Below are 25,214 nucleotides of genomic sequence, written 5' to 3' on the forward strand. Positions count from 1 at the left end.
TGTCAGATTCGCAAGCTATATTTCACAAACTCTTTAAGTCAATTTCACGATTTTCACGCTGTTTGACATAGAGCCATAATTTTGGCAGTTTGCGACTTTTTAAAATGTTACGGTTTATTAAAATTTACTCTTGGCATAATTACGCAGATCTGACTCTAGACCAGCATGCCGATTAGCCGGTTTTACATCTAATGATTGATGAATTTGGCCCCCTGCATTAGCATAATTAGTTGACTCTGTATTTGCAATCATCTGTAATTCAGACAATGAATAATCTGTTTGTTCTTCTGAGAATACTAACGCACCACTTTTCGTCACTGTTTGATGCGCTTCAAGTGCTGGCCACATCGATATAATGTCACCTTGGGCATTAAAAATCAATTCTAAATGATAACCTGGCATGGCCATTTTGACATGACTATTATCAACGACACCACGATTATGGAAGTTAGCCTTTGGATATGAAACTGGTGTACCCGTTAATTGTACAATTTTTTCAGCAACATCACCTTGTGTCAACTGATCACGTTTGACTAAGTCAACCACCGGTTTACTTAAATAATAACGCAATTGATTATCAATCACTTTATCCAATTGATGGCTTGTTTCATATTTAGAACGAATCCCATTCCAAGTATGATGCTTTAATCGCATCATAAAAGCAACTTGTTTAACAAATTCTAAATAATCCTGACATTCTGCCATATTTTCGATATGCAAGTAATATAAGTCTGCATTTTTATTTTCAAATCGAGTGGGCCAATGGCCTAATTTTGTCATTTTTACAAAGTTTGCTGAACTAACCGTCATCCCCAAAATAGCATATAACATCTCTAAACGATCCGTTGCTGGCACACCACCACGATGGAAGCCAGCAACATACATCTTCGTAAATAAATGAGAGCCAACACGATGAGCTTCCAACCATGCTTTTGATAAAATAGCTTGCATAGTTTCATCACTTAATTGTTCATTATTAAAAATTTCATCAACATACGCTGCAATTGATTTAGGTAGCCAACCATCATTCATTAGATGCGTTGTTTGCGTCGATAAAGTAGCTGTCATTAACGTTCGACGCTTATCCACCCCATTTGGTGACTTTATTAATTCTCGCGTTCGTTTAAACAATCCTGTCATTACAAAATGACCTCCTCGCTACAAATAGCTTACCATATTTTACTTTAACGGTGCAGTTGATGAACGTATAACTAATGTTGTATCAAAAGCCGTTACTTGACGTGTCATATCTGGTTGTTTAATGCGCTCTATAACTGTTTTTATTGCTGCTTTAACCACTAATTCAACTGGTTGTTGGACTGTTGTTAACGCTGGTGTAAAGAATTCGGCATAATCTGTATCATCATAGCCAACAACGGATATATCTTCTGGTACCCGAATACCATGTGCATTTAAACCAGATATTAAGCCCACTGCTAATTCATCATTGAGTGCAAAAGCCGCCGTTGCTTGTGTAATCGAGACTGCCATTGCGGCTGCTCGACCCGCATGTTTGGTTAAATTACGTGTCGTCACCTCACTTACCTTTGCACCTGCAGCCAGCATAGTTTCTTTAAAAGAGGCTGTTCGATAAAGTAGATTATCAGTATATAGTTGATTACCTAATAGCACCACATGTTTATGGCCTAACGATATTAGATGCTGTGCTACCAAACGCCCCCCGATTTTATCTGAGGCATAAACAGCATCAGCATCAGATAATTCATCATGGTTTTCTAATACGACTAGCGCAACCCCACGCCTTTTCAAGCTCTGTGCAATAGCCACTGGTTGCGTCAATTGACTAACAACAATAATCCCATGAACGCCTGAATTAACCAACGTTTCAACCGCTTGATCAGCCGCCCCTCGATCAGCCGTCATAATTGATAATGACGTATTTTCAGGTAAATGTTCTTGCATTTTTTGCACAATATTCCCAAAAAACTGTATCTGTAAACTAGGGACTACCACACCAATCAGCATGTTAGCACCTTGTTTTAAACTGCGTGCGCTAGCATTTGGGACATACCCAATTTCATCACGAGCAGCCAATACTTTGGCCTTTGTTTTTTCAGAAAAGCGGCCACCTTTACCATTTAAAACTTGTGAAACAGTAGCAATAGATACGCCAGCTAAACTGGCCACATCTCTAATTGACACTTTTCCCATTTAAACACCTCTATTCCATTAATTAAATTGTAGCGCGACTAGCCATTTTTTTACAATTAAAAACAATGGATTATTTTTAAATTTAGCTAATATATATTAAAACATTTTACCAACGTTTAAACCATTTAAAAACCTTTTTAACTTTTTATTTAACAATACTTGTTTACTTTAAACAAAAGAACAGTATAATATATTCTTGTAAGTCACTCAGGGTAGGTTAAGATGCGTCAAGTGTTGTGGAAACGGAATGTGGGCCACAGACGAAGGTTTTTCCGCGATATCTTAATCACATTCACTGCAACAAGTGAAACCCTCCAATTTAAAAGGAGGTGTTTTCGAATGAAAACATTATCATATGGATTATCACAATTACGCACAAAGCAACTTGCCATGTTAGGCATTTTAATGGCATTACAGCTTGTCATTAGCCGCTTTTCGCTTGGTACTGCAACCATCAAAGTTGGTTTTACTTTCTTGATTGTTGGTATCATTGCTAAATGGTACGGCCCCTACTGGGGGATGTTAGTTGCAACATTTATGGATGTTATTAGTAGCTTGATGAACGGTTACGGCTATTTTTGGGGCTTCACGATTTCAGCTATCATTGCAGCTGGTATATATGGCTTTTCTTTTTATAATCGTCAAACTATTTCGATCCTTCGTGTTGTGATTACTGTTTTCTTCGTATTACTCATCGTCAATGTGATTCTCAATACACTATGGGTCACATTAATTGGTAATATTCATAATACAGAAACGATTTTGTCTTTAATTTGGTTACGTATTATCAAACAAATCGTCTTTTGGCCAATCCAAAGTATCCTATTATTTTTATTACTTAATAATAAAACAATTGAAACGTTACATAGCAAAATTTAATACGAAAATCATTAAGATACCCTTGGCTATCTTAATTTAGAAAAGCAGTAAATCAACCAATTTATTTTCGGTTAATTTACTGCTTTTTAATATGTTCTAAAAACATTTACATCATAACAATCATCAAAATTACTAATTATAGAAATTAGAAATAGTTTTTAACCTATTATTAGTAACTTCGATGTACGGTGAACCCCACATGACAACACGCTGCTTCAAATGAACTGGCAAATTTATTGCGCACATCTGGTGTTGCAAACAGCAATTTGGTTTCAGTATAAATATCACCACAACCAATTCGATAAACGCAACTATCATACACTTGACCAACAAATATTTCGGGGTGACATGTTAACGTATTTTCTAATGCCCTTACTAATTGCTCGACCAAATGATCTGGAATATCTCGTGTATTCTTCAGTAAATGACGAATACCTGCACATCCGTGTGACTTATGATGATGACTTGTTTTAATTTCCGACATTATTAACCTCCAACTATTTTACTAACAACTGATGCTTATTAATTCTATATTTTTATCATAACTAATCATTTTTATTTTTTCAAGCATATAAAAATATTCATCATTGAAAAGAATATTAATGGGAATTTATGGTATAATTAACCCTATTAATCAATTTACAAAACGAGGAATTTTTACACTATGACCGAATCCATTTCGAAAACACAGTATCTACAAACCATATTAGAATTAAGTGGTGGCGATGAATCAACCAAAATTTCAAATAACCAAATCGCTGAACACTTAAATGTTACCCCTTCATCCGTATCAAATATGTTAGCAAAATTACAAGAAGCTGGTGAGGTTAATGTTATTCCTTATTATGGGGTCACTTTAACAAAACCCGGTCGTGAAACTGCCCTACGTTTAATTCGTTCACATCGACTAATAGAAACTTTTGGTGCAACTAAATTAGGATTATCAATTTCTGAAGCGCATTCAAATGCAGATAACCTAGACCACGATGCTGATGATCAATTCATTAATGCGCTTGATAAATACTTAGGTTCCCCAAACCTAAGCCCACATGGTCTCGTTATCCCCGACATTGAGCACCACTATTCACCTAAATCATTACGATCATTACGTGAAGCTAATGATGGTGAAACTGTTAAAATTAATAGTTTCACTGAAGACTTAGAACTCTTGCAATATACAGAGACACTTAAGTTAGGACTTAATACAGTTTGGTCAATTAAAGAACGTTTACCATTTGACGGACCATTAGTGCTAGTATCAGATGATACAACGTTACAAGTAACACAACATGCAGCCGACTTCATTTATGTTAATGATTAACCAACAATTATAGACAAAAAGGACATTAAGCTAATTTGGTCGCTTAATGTCCTTTTTTAACACCGTTTATTCATCTACTTGATAGATCACGGATTTATTCCATAACACTTTCTACTTATTTATCGCCAAAATTATTGATAAAGTACAATAGCGTTTGCAGCTCATTTGTTAGATCCACGTTTTGTACCCGTACATTATTAGGGACATCTAAACGTAGTGGCGTGAAATTCAAGATTCCACGAATTCCTGCATTAGCTAGACGATTAGCAACATCTTGTGCCACATCTGCTGGTACTGTTACAATTGCAACATCAATACGTTGATCCATTATTTGACTTTCCAAATCGGCTAAACTATAAACTGGAATACCTGATTGAATGGTATTTATAATTTCTGGCTTAACATCAAATGCTGCTGCAATACGTGCATTAGAACTCTGATGGAAATTGAAATTCAATAATGCTTGCCCAAGATTTCCAACACCAACTAATGCAACTGAAGCTAACGTATCTTGATTCAAAATTTCACCAAAGAAATTCATCAAAGCTTCAACATCATACCCATACCCACGTTTACCTAATGCGCCAAAATAAGAAAAATCACGTCGAATTGTTGCGGCATCAAATTTTACCGCTTCAGATAATTCGTTTGATGAAACGCGAACAGTCCCAGAATCAAGCAACAAATTCAAATACCGATAATAAATTGGCAATCGCTTTGCCGTTGCTTTAGGAATATCATGTTCAACCATTTGGTTCGACCTCTTTTTTCAAAATTTAACAAGTTTCACAAGCAAAAAATAACATTGTGAAACCAATACTACCTATTATCATAACACATGCAGTGATTTTTGTGAACTAAATAACAATTAATAATTCACAAATAGGCTTTATTTTGTAAACGGTTTCTTCAAATTGGTATACCTATTGCTTAATGTTTTGGCTTTCCTTTATTCTTACGGTGTTTCCTTTTCGCATGCTTTTCTTTGGCTAATCGATCTTGTCGTGATACTGTTGGTTGCGTATTAAGCGCCTTCTTAACGGTCTTCTTTGACTGTTTATTTTGGGGTGCCTCACCAGTATCATTTGCATCACTAACTACTTTACGGGCATTGTCGCTAACTGTATTTTTTGTTTTATAAACCTTATGTGCCTTATCGGCTGATGAAGTTTGTGGTTTCGCTTTATGTGATACGACCGTTTTAACACCCGTAACCGTTTTAATCTCAACAGCGACCATTTTCTTTAAGTCACGTTGATCATGATCATTACCAAATGAAATTACTAGCCCTGCTTTACCCATACGGCCAGTACGACCTGCACGATGTGTATAGGTTTCACCATCACGTGGTAAATCAAAATTAATAACTGCTGGTAAATCTGGAATATCCAGACCACGCGCTGCCACATCAGTCGTTAATAAGAACTTGGCTGTCCCCTTACGGAAATTATCCAATGATTTAGCACGTGTCGTACTTGAGTCACCACGCACCAACGTTGCCATTGCCACATGTTCATGGGCTAAGAAACTAGCTGTAATTTTTAGTTGCTTTGTCGTATTAAAAAATACCATTGCTTGAAAATGTTTTTGCGTAGCTAACTGACGTAACCGCTTTTGGCGTTGATCACGTGCGGTTGGCCAAAATTCATGCTTAATTGCGGTTGGAATTTCTACATGTCGCTGATCAATACGCAAGAAATCTCGTTCAAAAAGGCCGCTTGCTTTTGTCGTGTCAACTTCAGTTGCACCAAACAAAGCAACTTGGACGTCCTCGTCTGCGATTGTATCCCAAATTTGATCAATTTGGTTGGCCGTATCGTCACGTAATAATTCATCAGCTTCATCAAGAATCACCGTCCGTAAACGCTTTAGCTTTAATTTACCGTTACCAATGAGTTCGCTAACCCGGCCTGGTGTCCCCACCAAGATTTCAGGATGCTTTTTTAACCGGTCTAACTGATGTTTAACGTTAGCACCACCAGTTAGTGACAATACCTTTAGTGACAAAATATTGGCCCAATCACGCACAACTCTTGTGGTCTGCATGGCTAGTTCCTGCGATGGTGCTAAAATTAATAATTGTTCACCATCATTTGGTACTAATTTCGGCAATAATGGCCATGTAAAAGCTAATGTTTTACCAGTTCCAGTTGGTGCCAAAGCATCAATTGATTGTCCTTCGGCTAAAGGATTAGCAACTGCCTCTTGTATCGGTGTTAAAGTTGTAAATCCAACACTTGTTAAACGTTCTTCAAAACGGGAATCCATCTTTTCTCCTTAATATCTAACCAGTGTGCTATTTGTCTGCAGGAAATACAATACCTGCATCTTGGCGTAAGTCAAATAGTACTTGGTTAACAGTTTGACTTAGTGTCAATAATGTTTCGTAAGCTGTCTTAGTTTCAGTTTTATTGGTCATCATATCAGCAAATAGCTCTGCCTCGGAAATCATTGGATTTGTCGCAGGTGCTTGGCTTAATTCATGCGCAACCTTATCTGCATCGTAATAAGTAATATCTAATACTTCGGCAATATCACCAATCACTAATGTATCACGTAATCCTAAAATTTCTGAATTCAAATGGCTATTAGATCCTTTACCAAATTCGACTGTGACATCAAAATCTTGGTAACGTAAGATGGCTATCCCACGACCATCGGCGCCATTACGTAATGGCGTTGCAAAATAATGACTGGCTTGTGGCTTTCCAAACAATTTAATAATTGCATAAATTGGATAGATTCCTAAATCGGTTAAAGCACCCGCACTAAATTGACGGCTCAAAACATTAGGTTCATTTCCTGCTAAATATTCGTCAAAACGTGATGAATATTTTTCATAAACAAAAGTTGCCCCAGAAATTTTGGGCATTTTTGCGACTTGCTCTTCAATAATTTTAAAATTAGGTTGTTGAATATGACGCGCTGCTTCAAACAAGCGCACATTTTTATGTTCTGCAAGTAATTGCATAATTTGTGCATATTCATTTGGGTTTGAAAACGCTGATTTTTCTACAATTACATGAATATCATGTACAATAGCTGTCTTAACTTGTTCAAAGTGAACACTATTTGGGGAAGCAATGTAAACAACATCAATACCGCTGTTATAAAAAGTTTCTAAGTCAGTATAAACCGCGTCAACATTAAAATCTTGACCAAATTTTTGACCAGTCGATTCGCGACGAGAATAAATAGCTGTTAATTCATATTGACCTGACTCATTAGCTGCTTCTACGAATTGCTTCGTGATCCAATTTGTGCCAATGATTCCCAGTTTGTATGTCATAATCCATCTCCTTTTAATCCGTTCTGTACGATTAGCCACTGTTTATTATACCATTTACAGCAATAAAAAAAGTTGCCTTAAATCATATAAATGATAAAAAGCAACTAACACCACCGCCATTTAAATAACGGTTGCGCCAAGACTGTTTTTGAAATGTTGTAAAGCCCATTCCTGACCCTGTTTAGTAAAAGTCGCTACGCCAGCTTGCGGAATTGTCAAATTATAATTTAGATTATACCCATAGATTGCTGTATGTAGCTCACAAATATCTGTACATACGCCGACAAGCCATAAATCATCAATGTTTCGCTCTCTTAAAAAAATATCTAAGTTCGTATTTTGAAAAGCCGAGTAACGATTTTTGTCAAAACGATAAATTTTTTCATTATCTTGATTTGCTACATACCAATCCTGCAAGCGGCCGTAATATTGTTGCCCCCATGTGCCCACAATATTATGTGGGGGAAATATCTTATGCGCTGGGTGATAAATATCATTTTCAAAATGCCCGTCAGTAGGCAAAATAACATAATCATCATTATCTAGAAATTTTTGTGATTGCTCCAAAATATATGGTTCTAAAACTTGACCTGGTTTACCGCAAGTTAAAGTACCTTTATCATCAACAAAATCGTTTGTATAATCAATAATTAGTAGTGTTTTTGCCATGTCTTGTCACCCCACGTGTATTGATTGTACCACGCTTTTAAGCGTAAAAACATCTTTGCTTTAGGTATTAAAAAAGGCCATCAAGCGACCACCACTAAAAATGGCATACTTGACAGCCTTCAATATTTTTAAAGATTGGACTCTACTGCAGTAACCATGATAACAACATCGTTAGAAGCAACTTTATCCCGTCTCTAATCACACACGATTAATTTTGACGTTCAAGCACAGTAACTGACTCAATGTGTGTCGTTTGTGGGAATTGATCAACAGGTTTTACATCACCCTTAATCGCATATCCATTTTCTTCAAATTGCACGATATCACGTACTAATGTCGCTGGGTTACAACTGATATAAACAATCTTCTTTGGTGCCATTTTTGCAGCAGCATCAATTAACTCAGGGGTTAATCCTTTACGTGGCGGATCAACGAAGATAACATCCGGTTGCAAACCATCTTGTTGCCAAGCAACCATTTTTTCTTCAGCTTTACCTAGTTCAAACTTAACATTATGCACATTGTTTAAATCTGCATTACGCTTAGCATCATCGATTGCAGCAGGTACAACTTCGACACCTAGAACTGACTTAACTTTATCAGCAATCGTCAATGAAATTGTTCCAATACCTGAATAGGCATCAATAACGGTTTCATCACCAGTTAGTTCAGCTTTATCAGCTGCCAACTTGTACAACACTTCTGTTGTTTGTGGATTAACTTGATAGAATGAATTTGGTCCAATTGCAAAGGTCTTATCAAACAAAGTGTCTTTGATAACCTTGTTTCCCCATAGGACATGGTTAACATCCCCTAGAATGACATTTGTTTTATCTTGATTCACATTTTGAATAATAGACGTTACTTCAGGTAATGCATTCTTAATCTCTGGAATAATAATATTTGCACCTGGGATACGCTTTGAACGCGTTACCAAGACAACCATCATTTCGTGTGAGTAGTAACCTCGACGGACCATGATATTACGAATAACACCCTTGTGGTGAACTTCATCATAAGCAGCCACATGGAACTTACGTAAGATGTCACGAATAATCACAATTGCCTTATCAATTTCTGGATCTTGAATATAGAAATCTTCAATCGGCATCAAACGGTGTGAGCCGCGACGGAAAAATCCAGTCGTCAATTGACCTTTAATTTCACGTGCTGGAATTTGCGCTTTGTTACGGTAACCAGTTGGATTTTCCATCCCAATTGTTGGCGCAACATTCACATCAACGTGTTGTTTACGGAATAGTTCACTGATTTGTTGTTGCTTAAATTTTAATTGCGCATCATATTTCAAGTGCGCTAATGGCGCAATCCCTGTTGTTAAGGCTGCACTATTTACATCATTATTACGGTTTGGTGATGCTTCCAGTGTCTTAACAACACGTCCAAAAGCATAATTAGTCGCAACTTTGGTAATGCCTACCCGAATTTTTTCTCCAGGTACTGCATTTGTTACGAAGATGGGGAAATCATCAACTTTAACAACACCGTTACCTTGGTATGTTAAGTCAATAACTTCAGCATCAAATTCTTGATTTTTAACCACTGGGGCTTTCTTCTTCATTACTTTCTCCTTCTTTGGCCTTTGCGACGACCAACAATCATTTCATTGTATCACAGGCAACTACAAACAAAAACACTTAACTACCAATTAATAGTCAAGTGTTTTAAAAACTACATCCTTTTTAGTGCCGCAATCCGTTCTGTCATTGGTGGATGGGTTGAAAATAAATTCGTTAGTTTTTTTGTTTGTAAGGGGTTTGAAATATAGAGTGCTGCACTTTCAGGTGAAACATTTTCATCTGACATAGGCTCACTATTAGAAATCTTATTTAATGCTTGAATCAAGCCTTGTGGATTTCGTGTTAGTTCTACTGCCCCAGCATCTGCTAAAAATTCACGATTTCTAGAAATAGCTAACTGCACCATCGTGGCTGCAACTGGCGCTAAAACCAACACCAAAATTGAAGCAACCATCGCCACAATATTACCTTCTTTATCATTACTACGGCGATTGCCACCGAAATACCAAAAATGCGTCCCAAAATTGGCAAGCATGGCAATTGCTGATGTCATTGCCACAGCAATGGTTTGCAATCGAATATCATAATTGCGCACATGGGTCATCTCATGCGCCATAACCCCTTCTAACTCTTCACGTGTTAATACCGATAAAATACCCGTCGTTGCTGCGACTGCAGCATGCTCTGGATCATTACCTGTCGCAAATGCATTAGGACTTGGATCATCAATAATAAATACTCGTGGCATTGGCACATTTGCGACTAAGGCCATATCTTCGACAATGTGCCATAAATCAGGTGCTTGATCTGAATTGGTAATTTCTTGTGCGTGATTCATGCTCATCACAACATCAGTTGACTGACTAAACATATAACCGGCATAAACAATTCCTGTAATTAGTGCAATCACTACGCCAGGAATCCACGCACTTAACAAGTAATACCCTAGCGCAGCACCAACAATCCCCATGAACAAAAAGAAACCAACAAATAGCACAATTGTTTTGCGCTTATTTTTTGCAATTTGTTCAAATAACATTGCTAATTACCTCGTTATAGTCCTTGGTCATTAAATGACACCTTAACAACTTCACGTTCTTCAGCCGGTGTCTCTAAGAATTCACTTGGCTTAAAACTGTGTAGTTTAGCAATCAAATTTGTTGGGAAAGACTGCAACTTTGTATTGTAGTTTGCCGTAGTTGTATTAAATAATTGACGAGAATAAGCAATTTTATTTTCTGTATTGCTTAGTTCTTCCATTAATTTATTATACTGATTTGATGCCTTCAAATCAGGGTATGCTTCAGCTACTGCAAAAATAGACTTCAAACCATTTGTTAATTGGTCAGACAATGCCATTGTTTTTTGGTGATCACTTGTTGGTGTCTGCGTAATTGCATTACGTAAACTAACCACCTTTTCTAAAGTACCTTGTTCAAATTTAGCTGAACCCTTTACCGTTTCTACTAAATTTGGAATTAAATCATTACGTCGCTTTAATTGTACGTCAATTTGACTCCATGATTCCTGTGTCCGCATACGTGCTTGCACAAGTCCATTATAGATTCCCACCCACAATAGAATTAAAACTACTACTATACCGAAAATTATCCATCCAATCATCGTTTTCTCCTATCTTGATAAACTAGCTTCATACACTACTTTATTTAAATATATTGTACCATGTATAAAAAATACATGAAATTTTTAAATTTTTTATTCATAAAAAGCCGAGACATCTCTGTCTCGACTTCCTTGATTATTTAAATGATTTTTTTACTTAACGTATTCTGCAAGCGATGCTTGAATAGCTGCTAATTTTTCATCAGCAATAACTTGTGTATCCCCTTTAGTACCAACATATAGTTTTATTTTTGGCTCAGTACCAGAAGGACGAACGGCTACCCATGAACCATCCGCTAACCAATACTTCAACACGTTAGCCTTAGGCAATGTTAGTGTTGTTTCAACACCAGTTTGCGTATCTGTTTTTACTTGTAACGCAAAATCAGCTACTTCATTAACCACAATATCACCCAATGTTACGGGTTGTTCAGAACGGAACTTAGCCATCAAATCAGCAATCTTGTCGGCGCCGTCAATCCCCTTAAAAGTTAATGACTGTGTATTTTCAATAAAGTATCCATACTCATTAAACAAATCTTGTAATCCGTCATACAAAGTCTTACCTAGTGACTTATAGTACGCAGCTACTTCTGCCAACAAAACAGTTGCCTGGATTGAATCCTTATCGCGTGCAAATGGCTTTACTAAGTAACCATATGATTCTTCAAAGCCAAACAAGAAAGTATGCGCATGTGTTTCTTCATAGTTTTGGATTTGTTCAGCAATATATTTAAATCCAGTTAAAACATTGATGGTTTCAATATTAAAACTCTTTGCAATATCAGCCGCAAATTCTGAAGATACAATCGACTTTACCAATACACCATTAGCTGGTAATGTCCCTGCTGACTTTTTAGCTGTTAGTAGGTAATTTAATAGTAAAGCACCAATTTGGTTTCCTGTTAATAGTTGGTATTCACCTGATGGTAAGCGTACGGCTGTTCCCATCCGATCAGCGTCTGGGTCAACCCCAATGACAACATCAGCCCCTTGTTCCTTAGCCAAAGCAATCCCCATAGCCAGAGCAGCAGGATCTTCAGGATTTGGCAATGCCACTGTTGGAAAATCACCATCTGGTTGTGCTTGTTCTGGCACAATCGTCACATTTTTAAACCCAGCATTTGCTAGCGCTTGACCAGCAATTAAAGCACCAGTTCCATGCAATGGTGAATAAACCAATTTCATATCATGACCAGCCTCATCAATAAGTTCTTGATTGACTGTCACATTTTTAATTTCAGCCAAATAGGCATTATCAATGTCTTTCCCAATTGTTACTAGTAAACCTGTTGCTGCCAACTCTTCTTGTGACTTAACGGGTACAGCAAACATATCTGCTTGACGAATAGATGCCGTAATGATGTCAGATTCTTTTGGTGGCATTTGACCACCGTCTTCACCATAAATTTTATACCCATTATATTCTTTTGGATTGTGCGATGCCGTGATCATGATACCTGCATATGCATTAACATGACGTACCGTAAATGATAATTCAGGTGTTGGTCGCAATGATTCAAAGACGTAAGCTTTGATACCATGTGCCCCTAAAACCTTTGCTGATTCAATTGCGAATTCATGTGAAAAATGACGTGAATCATATGAAATGGCAACCCCACGTTGCTTCACATCATCATTCAAGGAATCCATCAAAGTAGCCAGTCCTTCAGTTGCTTGACGAACCGTATAAATATTCATACGGTTAATACCCGCCCCTAACAAGCCACGCATACCAGCAGTTCCAAATGATAATGGTTGATAAAAAGCATCCTCTGCTTGATTATCGTCATTCGCTAAAGCCATCATCTCTGTTTGCAAATATTCTGGCAAATCCGTGTGTTCTGCCCATACTTGATAATTTTCTTGCCAAGTCATCTTAAATGTATCTCCTTTATTCGTTTCACATTCCCCAACATAGCTAAAGTTAATTGTACCATAGGATGATTATATTTATTTACTGAACAAAAAACGCTACCATCATTTTGTGATTATTTTTAGTTGCTCGCCACCAATAATCACTTCATCTACAATATTTAAGAATAACCCATGCTCAACGACGCCAATTATTTGCTCTAAAAAATAAGCTAAACTTTTAGGATGATCAATCTGTTCTAAAGATAAATCAATAATATAATTATCTACATCTGTTGTTAAGCGACTCCCCGTTGCAGTACGCCTAAATGATGGGTTCAAATCAGCCTCTTCAAACCGCTTTAAAAGCTGATAGCTCCCGTAAGGTACAACTTCAACTGGTAGCGGAAACTGACCAATTACATCATGATACTTAGACTCATCAATAATCCAAATATTTTTATGTGCATTTAACGCAACAATTTTTTCAAATAATAAAGCGGCCCCACCACCTTTGATGCCATTAAAATTTAAATCGACCTCATCAGCACCGTCAATCGTTATATCAATATACGGAACTTCGTCTACTGACGATAGTTTAATACCCAAAGATTTTGCTAATGCTGACGTTTTAGATGATGTTGTCACACCAACAATATTTAAACCTTCAGTATTAATTCGTTTCGCTAGCATTTCAATAAAAAAGCGGACTGTTGAGCCAGTGCCTAACCCAACAACCATATTATCTTCAATTAAGGTAGCAGCATATTCCCCAGCTTGTTTTTTATATAACGTCTGTTTACTTAGCATATCTATGTTCTCCTAATTGTCCCCTAATACTTTTATTTTAAAGTTAAATACTTTAAAAAGATACAAAAAAAGAGTATCAATTTAACCATTTTAAAGTGGTAAATTGATACTCTATACATACCCCAAAATATTTTATGTTTTCAAGACACTATTATGCTTTGCAACAACCGCCTTCACACCATTTCCTTCAAAAGAGAACAAAAAAATCGTTTTAAAGCCGTTGTATAACGTGATTTGCTGTGTCAGCCTTGTGGAACATATTTATGTTATAAATATCGCAAGCTCATCATTAATACTTTTTGATTTAAAATTTTCTAAAACGTGCCCGACGTTGTGCGAGCAATTTTTCAGCTGGCATATCTACTAATTTAATTATTTCTTCATCTAATTTAGCCCGAATCAATGAGAACACACGTGAATGTGAACGGCTTTCTGGAATAATGTATTCAATGATATGTTTGGTTAATAAATCATTGGGGGTTAATCCCATTACTGCAGCCGCTTCATCATGACGCTTAGCATCTTTCCAAAGAATTGAAGCAAAACCTTCTGGTGAAAGAATTGAATACGTTGCATTTTGAAACATCCAAACTTGATCGGTTGTTGCCAATGCTAGCGCACCACCCGAGCCACCTTCACCATAGATAATCGCAATCATTGGCACTGGTAACTTTAAACTTTCAAGAATACTTTGGGCAATTGCATCCCCTTGACCTTGATTTTCAGCTGTTTTACCAGGAAAGGCACCCGGCGTATTAACAAACGTAATGATTGGACGACCAAATTTAGCCGCCTGTTTCATCAAACGGGTTGCTTTACGATAGCCATACGGTTCTGGTGAACCATTACGCTTCGCAAGCTTATCGCTGATATCAGTCCCTTTATCAATTGCAATAACAGTAACTGGTCGTCCATTTAAGTTAGCCAGTCCACCAATAACACTTTCATCATCACCCGCATGTCGATCACCATGTAATTCAAAGAAATCAGTGAAAATACCATTAATAATTTCACGCGCCATAAACCGATCTTCACGTGATCGTTTTACAATTTGTACAGGTGTTAACTCACGTCTAAATAAATTTACCATGACTAACGACCTCCCTGTGGTTTATGAAACTTAACAAGTTGTGATAAAACGTGCGTTAAATCTTGGCGTTGCACGACGGCATCAATAAATCCATTTTCTAATACTGTTTCAGCACGTTGAAAATCTTTAGGGACCTTCTCATGAATTGTTTGTTCAATGACTCGTTTACCTGCAAACCCAACTAACGCATGGGGCTCTGCCAATGTCACATCTCCTTGCATTGCAAAAGAAGCTGTTACACCACCAGTAGTTGGATCAGTCAAAACGACAAAGTATGGCAAATTAGCTTCTTGATGAGCTGCAACAGCAGCTGAAACTTTCGCCATTTGCATCAATGAGTTAATCCCTTCTTGCATACGAGCACCACCTGAAGCAGCAAATAATACAACTGGCAATTTTTGTTTCGTAGCCGCTTCAAACAAACGTGTTATTTTTTCACCAGTGACGGTTCCTAAAGATCCCATCATAAAATAAGAATCCATAATACCTAACGCAACAGTTTGCTCATCTAACACTGCTTTTCCAGTTAAAACAGATTCTTTCAAATCAGTTTGTGCCTTAGCACGTGCTAATTTATCAGCATAACCTGGGAAATCTGGATCAGCCAATGTTAAATCGGCATCCCATTCTTGAAAATCATCAGTCATTAAATTAACACGTTCATATGCTTGCAAACGGAACCCATAACCACAATTAGGACAAACGCGTGCTTTACCTAATTGCTTAGAATACAATTGTTCACCACAATAAGGACATGCTAAAAACAAACCATCAGGTATTTGAGCATCAACATGTGCATCTTTTTTAATTTTAGGTAGTTTGACATTCGCTTGATTAAATAAATCCATCTCTTGCTCCCTACTTGTCAGCTGTTAATGTTTTTTGCCATGCTGGTAAAAATTCTTGTTCTAAGTATTGCGTTGTAAACAGACCTCCAGCAACGCCCGCATCATTTAGCAAAACTTCTTGGAAATCGGCATTAGTGTTAATGCCATCAATAACCATTTCATTCAAAATACGCTTCATCTTAATGACAGCTTCCTCACGAGTTACACCGTGAACCAACAATTTCCCAATCATCGAATCATAGAACGGTTGCACAATATCACCTGAATAAACAGCTGAATCAATTCGAATACCTGGGCCACCTGTTGGCAAAAAGACAAAGTTCAATTTACCGGCACTAGGCGCAAAGTTACGCTCAGGCTGCTCAGCATTCAAACGTACTTCAATCGCATGACCATTAACTTTGATATCGGCTTGTTGCATTGTTAACGATTCACCAGCTGCCACTTGAATTTGCATCTTAATTAAATCAACATCTGCTACCATTTCTGTAACAGGGTGCTCCACTTGGATACGTGTATTCATTTCCATAAAATAGAAATTACCATCATGATCTTCCAAAAATTCAAGGGTACCAGTATTTTCATAGTCCAAAGCATCAACAGCGCGAGTTGCAATGCCACCTAATTCATCACGCATGGCTTGTGTAACACCAACGGCTGGACTTTCTTCCATTACCTTTTGATTATTGCGTTGCAATGAACAGTTACGTTCTGGGAAATACAGAACTTGTCCTTGTTGATCACGAATGACTTGCATTTCAATATGGCGTACATTCGTCATGACTTTTTCCACATACATGTGCCCATCGCCGAAAGCTGCTTTGGCTTCATGTTGCGCATCATCAAATTTATCCGCTAGTTCATCTTCAGCATAAACAAAACGCATCCCTTTACCACCACCACCAGCAGCAGCTTTGAATAACAAAGGATATCCAATGCGCTCAGCAATTTTTTGAGCTTCATCAGCGTTATGAATAAATCCTTCCGACCCAGGAATAACCGGTACACCAGCTGCACGCATAGACTCACGCGCATTAGCCTTGTTACCCATTAATTCCAAAACTTTAGGACTTGGACCAATCCATTTAATACCAACTGCCCCAACCATCTCGGCAAAGGCTTCATTTTCTGATAAGAAACCATAACCAGGATGAATCGCTTCGGCACCAGTCAAAAGCGCTGCACTTAAAATATTTTTCATATTTAAGTAACTATCTTTTGATCTAGGACCACCTACAGCAATTGCTTCATCAGCTAGTCGCACATGTAGGCTATCCGCATCAGCTGAAGAATAGATGGCAACAGATTGGATGCCCATTTCTTTCAGCGTTCGAATAATACGAACCGCGATTTCACCACGATTTGCCACTAAAACTTTTTTGAACATATTAATCTCCAACTATAAACGTTAAGTCGGCTGTCGTAACACGTTTGCCATTGACATACGCCGTTCCTTTACCTTCGCCAATTGGGCCACGCAAACGTGTAATTTTCACTTCCAAACGCACTTGATCGCCAGGACGAACCATCTTACGAAAACGTGCTTTTTTAATACCACCAAAGTAGGCAGTTTTTCCTTTATATTCAGGCATTGAAAGTAAAGCAACGGCACCAGTTTGTGCTAAAGCTTCAATTGTTAAGTTACCCGGGAATGTCGGGTCACCAGGAAAATGTCCTTGAAAAATCTCTTCATTAATTGAAACATTTTTAATAGCGACGGCACTTTCACCAGGAACTAATTCCTCTACAGTATCCAACATTAACATTGGGTAACGATGAGGTAAAATTTCTTGAATTTGTTGTGTATTTAATACTGACATTTCAAGGTCTCCTTATGCATCAGGCTGGATACGGAACAAAGCATGTCCATAATCCACGACATCTTCTTCTTCAACCAAGATTTCCTTAATTGTTCCTGCCACTTCACTTTTAACCGGTGTCATTAACTTCATCGCTTCAATAATTGCAACTTGTTCACCGATATTAACGTGATCCCCAACTTCTTTAAATGCGGCAGCATCTGGCTTAGGCTTCAAGTAAACCGTTCCGACCAATGCTGCTTCAATTAAGACGCTGTTGTCAGTCCCTAAATCAGCCGTTCCTTCAGTTGATTTTGATTCTGCTACAGCTACTGGTTGTGGTGCAACAGTTGATTGCGTGGTTCCTACAACTGGTTGTGACACCTCATTCTTACTTAAATGCAAATTAAAATCTTCAGCTTGTAGTGAAAATTCACGTAATGAACTATTCTCTAAATCTTGCATCAAAGTACGAATTTCATCTAATTGCAAATCCATTACTTCTCGCTCCACTTCTTAAAAATAACAACTGCATTATGGCCACCAAAACCGTAGTTAGCTGATAGCACATAATTTGGTGCAACGTGCTTGTTTGCGTCATTAACAAGTGTCACACCCATCGTATCTGGATCTTGCTCAGTTAAGCCAACGTTAACTGGTAACTGTTCACGAACAATGGCACCAATAGCAGCAATTGCTTCAATCGCACCAGCGGCTCCTAGTAAATGACCAGTCATCCCCTTAGTTGATGAAACCAAGACACCATTTTTACCGAAAACTAATTCCATGGCTTTTGATTCGGCAGCATCATTGGCACCAGTAGCAGTTCCATGAGCATTAACATAATCAATATCACTTGCTTGAATACCAGCATCTGCTAGTGCTAATTTAACTGACCCAGCAGGTCCAGATCCATCAGGTGTAGGACTCGTTAAGTGATAAGCATCAGAATTTGAACCATAACCAACCACTTCAGCAATAATTTCTGCACCACGTGCTTGAGCATGTTCTAGTGACTCTAAAATAAGAACCCCTGAGCCTTCACCCATAACGAAACCATGACGGTTAACATCAAATGGTGTTGAAGCCTTTAATGGATCTGGTTCGTTTGAAAGTGCTGTTAGCGCAGCAAATCCTGAAATCCCCATTTCATTAACAGAAGCTTCAGCACCACCAGTAATCATAACGTCCATCTTACCTGATTGAATTCGCCAAAAAGCTTCACCAATCGCATTCGTAGCACTTGCACAAGCAGTTGAAACTGTATAATTAATTCCTTGTGCACCGTAACGCATTGAAACGTTACCTGACACCATGTTTGGAATTGCATTAGGTACGAACATTGGACTAACACGTTTTGGCCCTTTGTCATGCATCTTAATCACTTGTTGCTCAATGGTTGTTAAACCACCAATTCCTGTTCCCATAATAACACCAAAGCGGGCAGGATCATCAACACCATCTACTAAGCCAGCTTGTTCAAGTGCTTCACCAGCTGCATGCACGGCATATTGTGAAAACAAATCCATTTTACGTGATTCACGCTTACCAACACGGGCAGATGGATCAAAGTCTTTCACTTCACCAGCTACCGTAATACCTGTTTCAGTTGCATCGAATTTTGTAATTGGTGCAATACCAACTTCACTGTTAAAAATACCGTTCCAAAAATCTTCAGTACTATTTCCAACAGGGGTAACAGCCCCTAAACCTGTAATAACAACTCGAGTCATCTTGTTCTCCTTTATTTGTTAGCATCGCCATACGTATGAAAAAAGTAAGTAAAAATATAAAATAAGTGCAAAACATACGTATAAGTCGCTTTAAATATATAAACCACCATCAACCGTAATTGTTTGGCCGGTGATGTAATCGTTTTGAGCCAAGAAAACAGCTGTATTTGCAATTTCAGTTGCTTCACCAAAACGTTTCAATGGTACTGCTTCCAACACTTGATTTTTTACTTTATCAGATAAAGCGTCAGTCATGTCAGAGACAATCATCCCTGGTGCAATCGCATTAACACGAATGCCACGCATGGCACCTTCTTTAGCTAATGTTTTTGTTAATCCAATAATACCAGCCTTTGAAGCAGCATAATTTGCTTGACCAACATTTCCCATTAATCCAACAACAGACGCAATATTAATAATCTGACCAGTTCGTGCACGAAGCATCTTTTTGAATACTGGTTGCGTTACATTAAACGTACCATTTAAATTCGTATTAACAACTTGTGCAAAATCGGCTGGTTTCATTCCCATGGCTAATTTATCATTAACAATTCCTGCATTATTAACTAAAATATCAATGTTTTTAATTTCAGCAAATAAACCGTCTAATGCTTTTTGCACGCTGGCATCATCTGCAATGTCTGCTGTAATTGCCATTGTATTTTCACTAAAGTCTGCTAAAACTTCTGCCTTTGGAGCTGAACGCCCATGCAAAATCACATTTGCGCCAGCTGCATCAAAAGCATGTGCAATTGCCAACCCAATACCACGAGTAGAACCCGTTACTAACACTGTTTTTCCTTCGAGATTCATTACTGCGTCTCCTATTCTGTTGCTGCTAGCATTTCACGTACTTCTTGATACGTTTTAAAGTCAGTTACTTTGTAACGCTTAACGTCCTTACCAACAATTTTGCGAGCAAATTTGTATAATGTATCGCTTGATCCAAATTCAATCAAAGTATCAACACCGTCATCCACCATCGCTTGCAATGCTTGCGCAAAATAAGTTGGTGAAACAATTTGTTCCAATAAAGTCTCTTTAACGTTCGTAAACTTTTGACCTGTTGTATTTGAATAAACATCAAATGCCATTGGCGCAAATTGTTCGTCTGCCAAGCGTTCTTTTAGCTGATTAGCAGCTGGATCCATCAATGGTGTATGAAATGGTCCAGAAACTGGTAATTCAACCATCCGAGCAACACCTGCTTCAGTTAAAGCTTGCATTGCTTGATTGACATCATCCGCAACACCACCAATAACTAATTGATTAAAAGTGTTGTAATTAGCTGGATAAACTTTTCCCCCAGCTACTTGTAATGTTTTGATTGTATCAACGACAAGGTCTTGATCATCGGTCATAACGGCAACCATTTTACCAGGATTTCCTTCACCAGCAGCTTGCATATACGCACCACGATCTTTAATAATTGCCATTGCTTGATCAAAATCTAAAACATCAGCCGCTACTAAAGCACTATACTCACCCAAACTTAGTCCAAGCGTTGCCTGAGGTGTTGGCATAACATCAGCTAATGACCGATAAATTGCCGTACTCATTGCTAGGATAGCTGGTTGTGTATATTGTGTTTGCTTAACATTTTCTTCATCATTAACAATGGTAGACATAATGTCATAACCCAACACCTTGCTGGCTTCATCAATGGTTTCTTTATAAACAGGTACTTGCTCGTATAAATCAGCACCCATGCCAACTTTTTGAGCTCCTTGCCCGCTCATTAAAATTCCAAGTTTCATATGTCCTCCAAAAAAAGTTAATTCAAAAGGTCTTCTGCTTGTGACCAAGTGTCTTCTAAAATATCAGCAACTGGTTTTAATTCAGTAATCAAGCCTGAGATTTGACCAGCCATGAAGGCACCTGTTGTCTTATCACCATCAACAACGGCACGACGTAATGATCCATTTTCTAGATCTTCAATCGCATCATCATCTGGCTTAGGCTTTTGAATTTCAATACGTTCTTGTTTAACAAAGTTCTTTGACATCTTTGTCTTCAAGACACGTGCACGATTACCCATAATTTCACCAGTAATCAATGTATCAATATCTTTCGCCTTAACCACAGCATTTTTAAAGTTATCGTGAACTTCTGATTCTTCAGATGCCAAAAAGCGCGTACCCATTTGCACACCTGAAGCCCCTAGCATAAAGGCAGCAGCAACACCACGACCATCACCAATACCACCAGCAGCAATAACCGGAATATCTACCGCATCAACTACTTGTGGTACTAAAGTCATGGTTGTTAAACTACCAATATGTCCACCGGATTCCATACCTTCTGCAACAACAGCATCGACACCTTTTTTCTCCATCATTTTAGCTAGACCAACTGATGGAATAACTGGAATAACAAAAATGTCATGACTGTGTAATTCTTCAATAAATGGCGATGGATCGCCAGCGCCAGTTGCAACGACCTTAACGCCCTCTTCGATAATGACATCAAATACTTCACGAATGTGTCGTGATAATAGCATGACATTAACCCCGAAAGGCTTATCCGTTACTTCTCGTGCACGATGAATTTCTTCACGAACTTTATCAGCTTTCCAATATCCTGTACCAATAATGCCTAATCCACCAGCTTCTGAAACGGATCCAGCCAAGTGACCCGTACCAGCCCAAGCCATTCCACCTTGAATAATTGGATACTTCATGCCCAACTTCTCAAAAAGTGGTTTTTTTAGCTCAAAGCTCATAATATCGTCCCTTCTAACTAACAGTGTTGCTTATGCGTTTACTTGTTCTGCTACCTTGTTAACCAAGTCTTGAATAGTTTGAACTTCTTCTGCAACAGCTAGCTTAATATCAAATTCATCTTCAACACGGTTCAAAACTTCAAACAAGTCTAGTGAATCAGCATCGATATCTTCGCTCATGTTAGTGGCTAGCTTAACTTCGTCTTCTTCCAAATCGAATTGGTCAATCAAGATTTCGCTTACTTTGTTAAAAATTTCTGTTTCAGTCATGTTATTATCCTCTTTTTTCTGTCTTTTAATTTTTGTTATTAATTATAATTGAATGATTAATGCGCCAGCAGTTAGCCCACCACCGAAACCAGCAAGAGCGATTCTTTGTCCATCATGAACAACGCCCTCTATGCGTAATTCATCTAACAAAATACCGATGCTTGCTGCACTAGTGTTACCATAGTTAGCGACATTAATCGGGAATTTTTCGATTGGTTGCCCAAATCGTTTTGCAATACTAGCAATAATGCGAGCATTCGCTTGATGTAATAAATACACATCAATGCTATCAGCTGTTAAATTGGCTTTGTCTAAGGCCTCAGATAGAACTACTGGTACTTGGCGTGTTGCAAAATTATAGACCTCTCGCCCATTCATATGGAAGTAAGGATCTGCTTGTGATAACTCACCAGTAAAATAATTACTATTGCGTTGATGACCAGCAGTTAAAAATTCTGATTGCTCACCATACGTCTTCAATGATTCGGCCAATAGGCCAACTTGGGCTGACGTTTTTTCTAACAAAACGCCGGCTGCCCCATCACCAAATAACACCGCTGTTGAACGATCCTGCCAATCAACTAACTTGCTAAGCACCTCAGCACCAATCACTAGACCACGTTGATACTTAGTGGCTAACAAAGCACTTGCCATACTGATTGTATAAACAAAACCAGAACATGCAGCAGATAAATCCCAAGCAAAAGCATTATTTGCTTTGATATTACCCTGTACTTGTTGTGCAACACTTGGTGTCAAATTATCCGGTGACATGGTACCGACAATAATAAAATCAAGTTGGTCCGCCGTTATACCCGATTTTGCCAATAATTCATTTGCAACGCTGGTTGCTAAATCACTTGTGTTTTCATCGTTAACAACGTGCCGTTGATGAATACCTGTACGAGGATAAATCCAATCATCAGATGTATCCATAAACGTTGCCAATTCATCATTTGTTACGACTCGCTGTGGTACCACGTGGGCAGACTCAACAATTGTAAATTGTTCCATATCGTCCTCAATTAAAACTGTATTAGCTCATGAAGATATTCTTGTAAGTCTTCGATAGCTTCTTCAACTACCGGGGCCTTACTTTTTTCTAATGAATCAAACAATGAATGTGTCATACCACGATGAAATGCCTCATGAGCTCGAAATACGGTACGACCTTTATGTGTTAACCCAATTCGAACCACGCGGCGATCCTTTGTGTCTCGATTACGTACGACATAGCCTTTTTTTTCAAGTTTATCAATCACGCTCGTCATGGCACTAGGTGTCAAATGCATCGTTTGTGCTAATTGAGAAGCTGTGCGTGTGTCATACATCGTAATCGCTGCAATCGTGTGCATATCTTTGATAGTAATATCTTTAAATCGTGATTTACGCAGAGAAGCTTCCTCAATCCACATCACATTATTAAATACATCTACTAATGTTTCATTCATTTTTTCAAAAGAACGCTCTTCATGTGCACTCATACTTATTTCTCCGCGCTATTAGCTGTTTTTTCTTCAGGTGAAACGACAAACATAAGCTCAGCACTTGTAGCCAACTTATCATCAACCATTGCCTTTACTTTTACCGTTCCCATATTTTCACGTAAGTTACCAAACGCAACATGTAACTTTAAAACATCACCTGGTCGAACCATATTTTTAAATTTAGCATTGTCAATTCCCGTCATATAAGCTGTTTTACCAACAAATTGTGGAGATGACAAAATTAAAATTGAAGCGGCTTGTGCCAATGATTCAATAATCAAAACACCTGGCATTACCGGATTACCTGGGAAATGCCCCTGGAAAAACTGTTCATTGATTGTGACGTTTTTAGTTGCAACCAATGATTCTCCAGGAGTCATTTCATCAACATAATCCATATATAAAATAGGATAGCGATTAGGAATTAAATCCATAATTTCTGTCGTAGATAGAACTGCCACAGTTATTCTCCTTCCAAAATTTATTTCGAACATCGAAATATTCGATATTCAAATCTTATTTCTTTTTAGCTGAAATGTCAACTTATTAAACACACTTATGTTTTTTATTCAATAAACAAGCGTGATACTAGCCACTTTACAAGCAATTATTAACGCGCACTAATTTAGGCGGCTAAATCTAAAAAAATAGCAGATCACCAATATATTGGTGATCTGCTATTTTTAAATCTTATATTACTTATCAAACTTAGACTTCAAATTGTCAATTGCATCTTCAGCCTTATCCTTCAAATCTTCAGCTGCATCTTCAACTTTATCCTTAGCATCGCCAAAGGCACCACGCGCCTTACCAGCTAAGCCTTGTGCCTTACCCTTAGTTTCAAGCTTTTCATCATCTGTTGCAGCACCAGCAACTTCTTTAACCTTACCTGAAGTTTCGTCTACTTTACCTTTTAAATCATCTTCAATTGCCATAATTAAAATCCCCCCTATTAATAGTAAGTCCATCTTAACTAATATTAATTTATATTGCAAACAATACGTATCATTTTATTATTTAATACAAAAATTTAATAAAAAAGATGTTTTTAAAGTTTTTTTAATAAATTTTTGATACATAGCGTCACATAAATATTTTAAATAATGATTA

Annotated in this window: 28 protein-coding genes and 1 riboswitch; of the genes, 2 read left to right on the plus strand and 26 right to left on the minus strand. The window is 37.8% G+C overall.

Annotated elements, in window-relative coordinates; all coding sequences use genetic code 11:
- Positions 1-117: 117 nt before the first annotated feature.
- Together FFM61_RS07370 and rbsR are read right to left on the minus strand one after the other, a co-directional pair.
- Complete coding sequence (locus FFM61_RS07370) at positions 118-1,140, minus strand: DUF3114 domain-containing protein (RefSeq protein WP_074427900.1); 1,023 nt, start codon at positions 1,138-1,140, stop codon at positions 118-120.
- A 39-nt stretch (positions 1,141-1,179) separates the two neighbouring features.
- A complete protein-coding gene (gene rbsR / locus FFM61_RS07375; protein WP_074427901.1) occupies positions 1,180-2,172 on the minus strand; it encodes a ribose utilization transcriptional repressor RbsR in 993 nt (330 codons plus the stop codon).
- A gap of 206 nt (positions 2,173-2,378) precedes the next feature.
- Positions 2,379-2,472, plus strand: a riboswitch (THF riboswitch).
- A 39-nt stretch (positions 2,473-2,511) separates the two neighbouring features.
- Between rbsR and FFM61_RS07380 the strand changes: the two genes are divergently transcribed.
- Positions 2,512-3,051 carry a folate family ECF transporter S component gene (locus tag FFM61_RS07380; RefSeq protein WP_074427902.1) on the plus strand — a complete coding sequence of 180 codons (540 nt, stop codon included), beginning with the start codon at positions 2,512-2,514 and terminating at the stop codon, positions 3,049-3,051.
- Between the two features lie 169 nt (positions 3,052-3,220).
- Here the strand turns inward: FFM61_RS07380 and FFM61_RS07385 are convergent, their stop codons facing one another.
- Complete coding sequence (locus FFM61_RS07385; RefSeq protein WP_074427903.1) at positions 3,221-3,535, minus strand: hypothetical protein; 315 nt, start codon at positions 3,533-3,535, stop codon at positions 3,221-3,223.
- Between the two features lie 180 nt (positions 3,536-3,715).
- Here FFM61_RS07385 and FFM61_RS07390 point away from each other — a divergent pair, with 180 nt between their 5' ends.
- Positions 3,716-4,372, plus strand: coding sequence for a metal-dependent transcriptional regulator (locus FFM61_RS07390; protein ID WP_074427904.1), 657 nt, complete (start codon positions 3,716-3,718; stop codon positions 4,370-4,372).
- A gap of 115 nt (positions 4,373-4,487) precedes the next feature.
- Here the strand turns inward: FFM61_RS07390 and FFM61_RS07395 are convergent, their stop codons facing one another.
- The 23 genes from FFM61_RS07395 to FFM61_RS07505 form a co-directional block, all read right to left on the minus strand.
- Positions 4,488-5,123 carry a redox-sensing transcriptional repressor Rex gene (locus tag FFM61_RS07395; protein ID WP_074427905.1) on the minus strand — a complete coding sequence of 212 codons (636 nt, stop codon included), beginning with the start codon at positions 5,121-5,123 and terminating at the stop codon, positions 4,488-4,490.
- Positions 5,124-5,302: 179 nt separating this feature from the next.
- Positions 5,303-6,640: a DEAD/DEAH box helicase gene (locus FFM61_RS07400; protein WP_074427906.1), complete on the minus strand. Its 1,338-nt coding sequence runs from the start codon at positions 6,638-6,640 to the stop codon at positions 5,303-5,305.
- Between the two features lie 28 nt (positions 6,641-6,668).
- Entirely contained in the window at positions 6,669-7,661 is a 993-nt protein-coding gene (locus tag FFM61_RS07405; protein WP_074427907.1) for a Gfo/Idh/MocA family protein, read from the minus strand.
- Between the two features lie 120 nt (positions 7,662-7,781).
- Complete coding sequence (locus FFM61_RS07410; RefSeq protein ID WP_074427908.1) at positions 7,782-8,330, minus strand: cysteine hydrolase family protein; 549 nt, start codon at positions 8,328-8,330, stop codon at positions 7,782-7,784.
- 208 nt (positions 8,331-8,538) lie between these two features.
- Entirely contained in the window at positions 8,539-9,909 is a 1,371-nt protein-coding gene (gene rlmD, locus FFM61_RS07415) for a 23S rRNA (uracil(1939)-C(5))-methyltransferase RlmD (protein WP_074427909.1), read from the minus strand.
- Between the two features lie 110 nt (positions 9,910-10,019).
- Positions 10,020-10,907, minus strand: coding sequence for a zinc metalloprotease HtpX (gene htpX / locus FFM61_RS07420; RefSeq protein ID WP_074427910.1), 888 nt, complete (start codon positions 10,905-10,907; stop codon positions 10,020-10,022).
- 14 nt (positions 10,908-10,921) lie between these two features.
- A complete protein-coding gene (locus tag FFM61_RS07425) occupies positions 10,922-11,491 on the minus strand; it encodes a LemA family protein (RefSeq protein WP_074427911.1) in 570 nt (189 codons plus the stop codon).
- Between the two features lie 153 nt (positions 11,492-11,644).
- A complete protein-coding gene (locus tag FFM61_RS07430; RefSeq protein WP_074427912.1) occupies positions 11,645-13,369 on the minus strand; it encodes a phospho-sugar mutase in 1,725 nt (574 codons plus the stop codon).
- A 102-nt stretch (positions 13,370-13,471) separates the two neighbouring features.
- Positions 13,472-14,155 (minus strand): ribose-5-phosphate isomerase RpiA, encoded by a 684-nt coding sequence (rpiA, locus tag FFM61_RS07435; protein ID WP_083194533.1) that lies wholly within the window; start codon positions 14,153-14,155, stop codon positions 13,472-13,474.
- 304 nt (positions 14,156-14,459) lie between these two features.
- The gene (accA, locus tag FFM61_RS09205) at positions 14,460-15,245 is read right to left on the minus strand and encodes an acetyl-CoA carboxylase carboxyltransferase subunit alpha (protein ID WP_074427914.1); all 786 of its coding nucleotides are present in this window, start codon (positions 15,243-15,245) and stop codon (positions 14,460-14,462) included.
- Between the two features lie 2 nt (positions 15,246-15,247).
- Positions 15,248-16,093: an acetyl-CoA carboxylase, carboxyltransferase subunit beta gene (accD, locus tag FFM61_RS09210; RefSeq protein ID WP_074427915.1), complete on the minus strand. Its 846-nt coding sequence runs from the start codon at positions 16,091-16,093 to the stop codon at positions 15,248-15,250.
- A gap of 10 nt (positions 16,094-16,103) precedes the next feature.
- Positions 16,104-17,480, minus strand: a complete 1,377-nt coding sequence (locus FFM61_RS07450) for an acetyl-CoA carboxylase biotin carboxylase subunit (RefSeq protein ID WP_074427916.1) — start codon at positions 17,478-17,480, stop codon at positions 16,104-16,106.
- 1 nt (position 17,481) lies between these two features.
- Positions 17,482-17,913: a 3-hydroxyacyl-ACP dehydratase FabZ gene (gene fabZ / locus FFM61_RS07455; protein ID WP_042492788.1), complete on the minus strand. Its 432-nt coding sequence runs from the start codon at positions 17,911-17,913 to the stop codon at positions 17,482-17,484.
- Between the two features lie 12 nt (positions 17,914-17,925).
- Positions 17,926-18,390 carry an acetyl-CoA carboxylase biotin carboxyl carrier protein gene (locus tag FFM61_RS07460; protein ID WP_074427917.1) on the minus strand — a complete coding sequence of 155 codons (465 nt, stop codon included), beginning with the start codon at positions 18,388-18,390 and terminating at the stop codon, positions 17,926-17,928.
- Positions 18,390-19,625, minus strand: coding sequence for a beta-ketoacyl-ACP synthase II (gene fabF, locus FFM61_RS07465; RefSeq protein ID WP_074427918.1), 1,236 nt, complete (start codon positions 19,623-19,625; stop codon positions 18,390-18,392). The genes FFM61_RS07460 and fabF overlap by 1 nt, the downstream gene beginning before the upstream one ends.
- A gap of 90 nt (positions 19,626-19,715) precedes the next feature.
- Complete coding sequence (locus FFM61_RS07470; RefSeq protein ID WP_074427919.1) at positions 19,716-20,438, minus strand: 3-oxoacyl-ACP reductase family protein; 723 nt, start codon at positions 20,436-20,438, stop codon at positions 19,716-19,718.
- Between the two features lie 11 nt (positions 20,439-20,449).
- Positions 20,450-21,382 (minus strand): ACP S-malonyltransferase, encoded by a 933-nt coding sequence (locus FFM61_RS07475; protein WP_074427920.1) that lies wholly within the window; start codon positions 21,380-21,382, stop codon positions 20,450-20,452.
- Positions 21,383-21,399: 17 nt separating this feature from the next.
- Positions 21,400-22,347 carry a DUF561 domain-containing protein gene (locus FFM61_RS07480; protein WP_074427921.1) on the minus strand — a complete coding sequence of 316 codons (948 nt, stop codon included), beginning with the start codon at positions 22,345-22,347 and terminating at the stop codon, positions 21,400-21,402.
- Between the two features lie 30 nt (positions 22,348-22,377).
- Positions 22,378-22,617 carry an acyl carrier protein gene (locus FFM61_RS07485; protein WP_074427922.1) on the minus strand — a complete coding sequence of 80 codons (240 nt, stop codon included), beginning with the start codon at positions 22,615-22,617 and terminating at the stop codon, positions 22,378-22,380.
- Between the two features lie 42 nt (positions 22,618-22,659).
- Positions 22,660-23,631 (minus strand): beta-ketoacyl-ACP synthase III, encoded by a 972-nt coding sequence (locus FFM61_RS07490; protein ID WP_074427923.1) that lies wholly within the window; start codon positions 23,629-23,631, stop codon positions 22,660-22,662.
- Between the two features lie 11 nt (positions 23,632-23,642).
- On the minus strand, positions 23,643-24,101 hold the full coding sequence (locus FFM61_RS07495) for a MarR family winged helix-turn-helix transcriptional regulator (protein ID WP_074427924.1): 459 nt from the start codon (positions 24,099-24,101) through the stop codon (positions 23,643-23,645).
- 2 nt (positions 24,102-24,103) lie between these two features.
- Positions 24,104-24,565, minus strand: coding sequence for a 3-hydroxyacyl-ACP dehydratase FabZ (fabZ, locus tag FFM61_RS07500; protein WP_074427925.1), 462 nt, complete (start codon positions 24,563-24,565; stop codon positions 24,104-24,106).
- Positions 24,566-24,799: 234 nt separating this feature from the next.
- Positions 24,800-25,039, minus strand: a complete 240-nt coding sequence (locus tag FFM61_RS07505) for a CsbD family protein (protein WP_074427926.1) — start codon at positions 25,037-25,039, stop codon at positions 24,800-24,802.
- Between the last annotated feature and the right edge of the window lie 175 nt (positions 25,040-25,214).

Source organism: Weissella hellenica, from assembly GCF_005405545.1.
Taxonomy (GTDB): Bacteria; Bacillota; Bacilli; order Lactobacillales; family Lactobacillaceae; genus Weissella; species Weissella hellenica.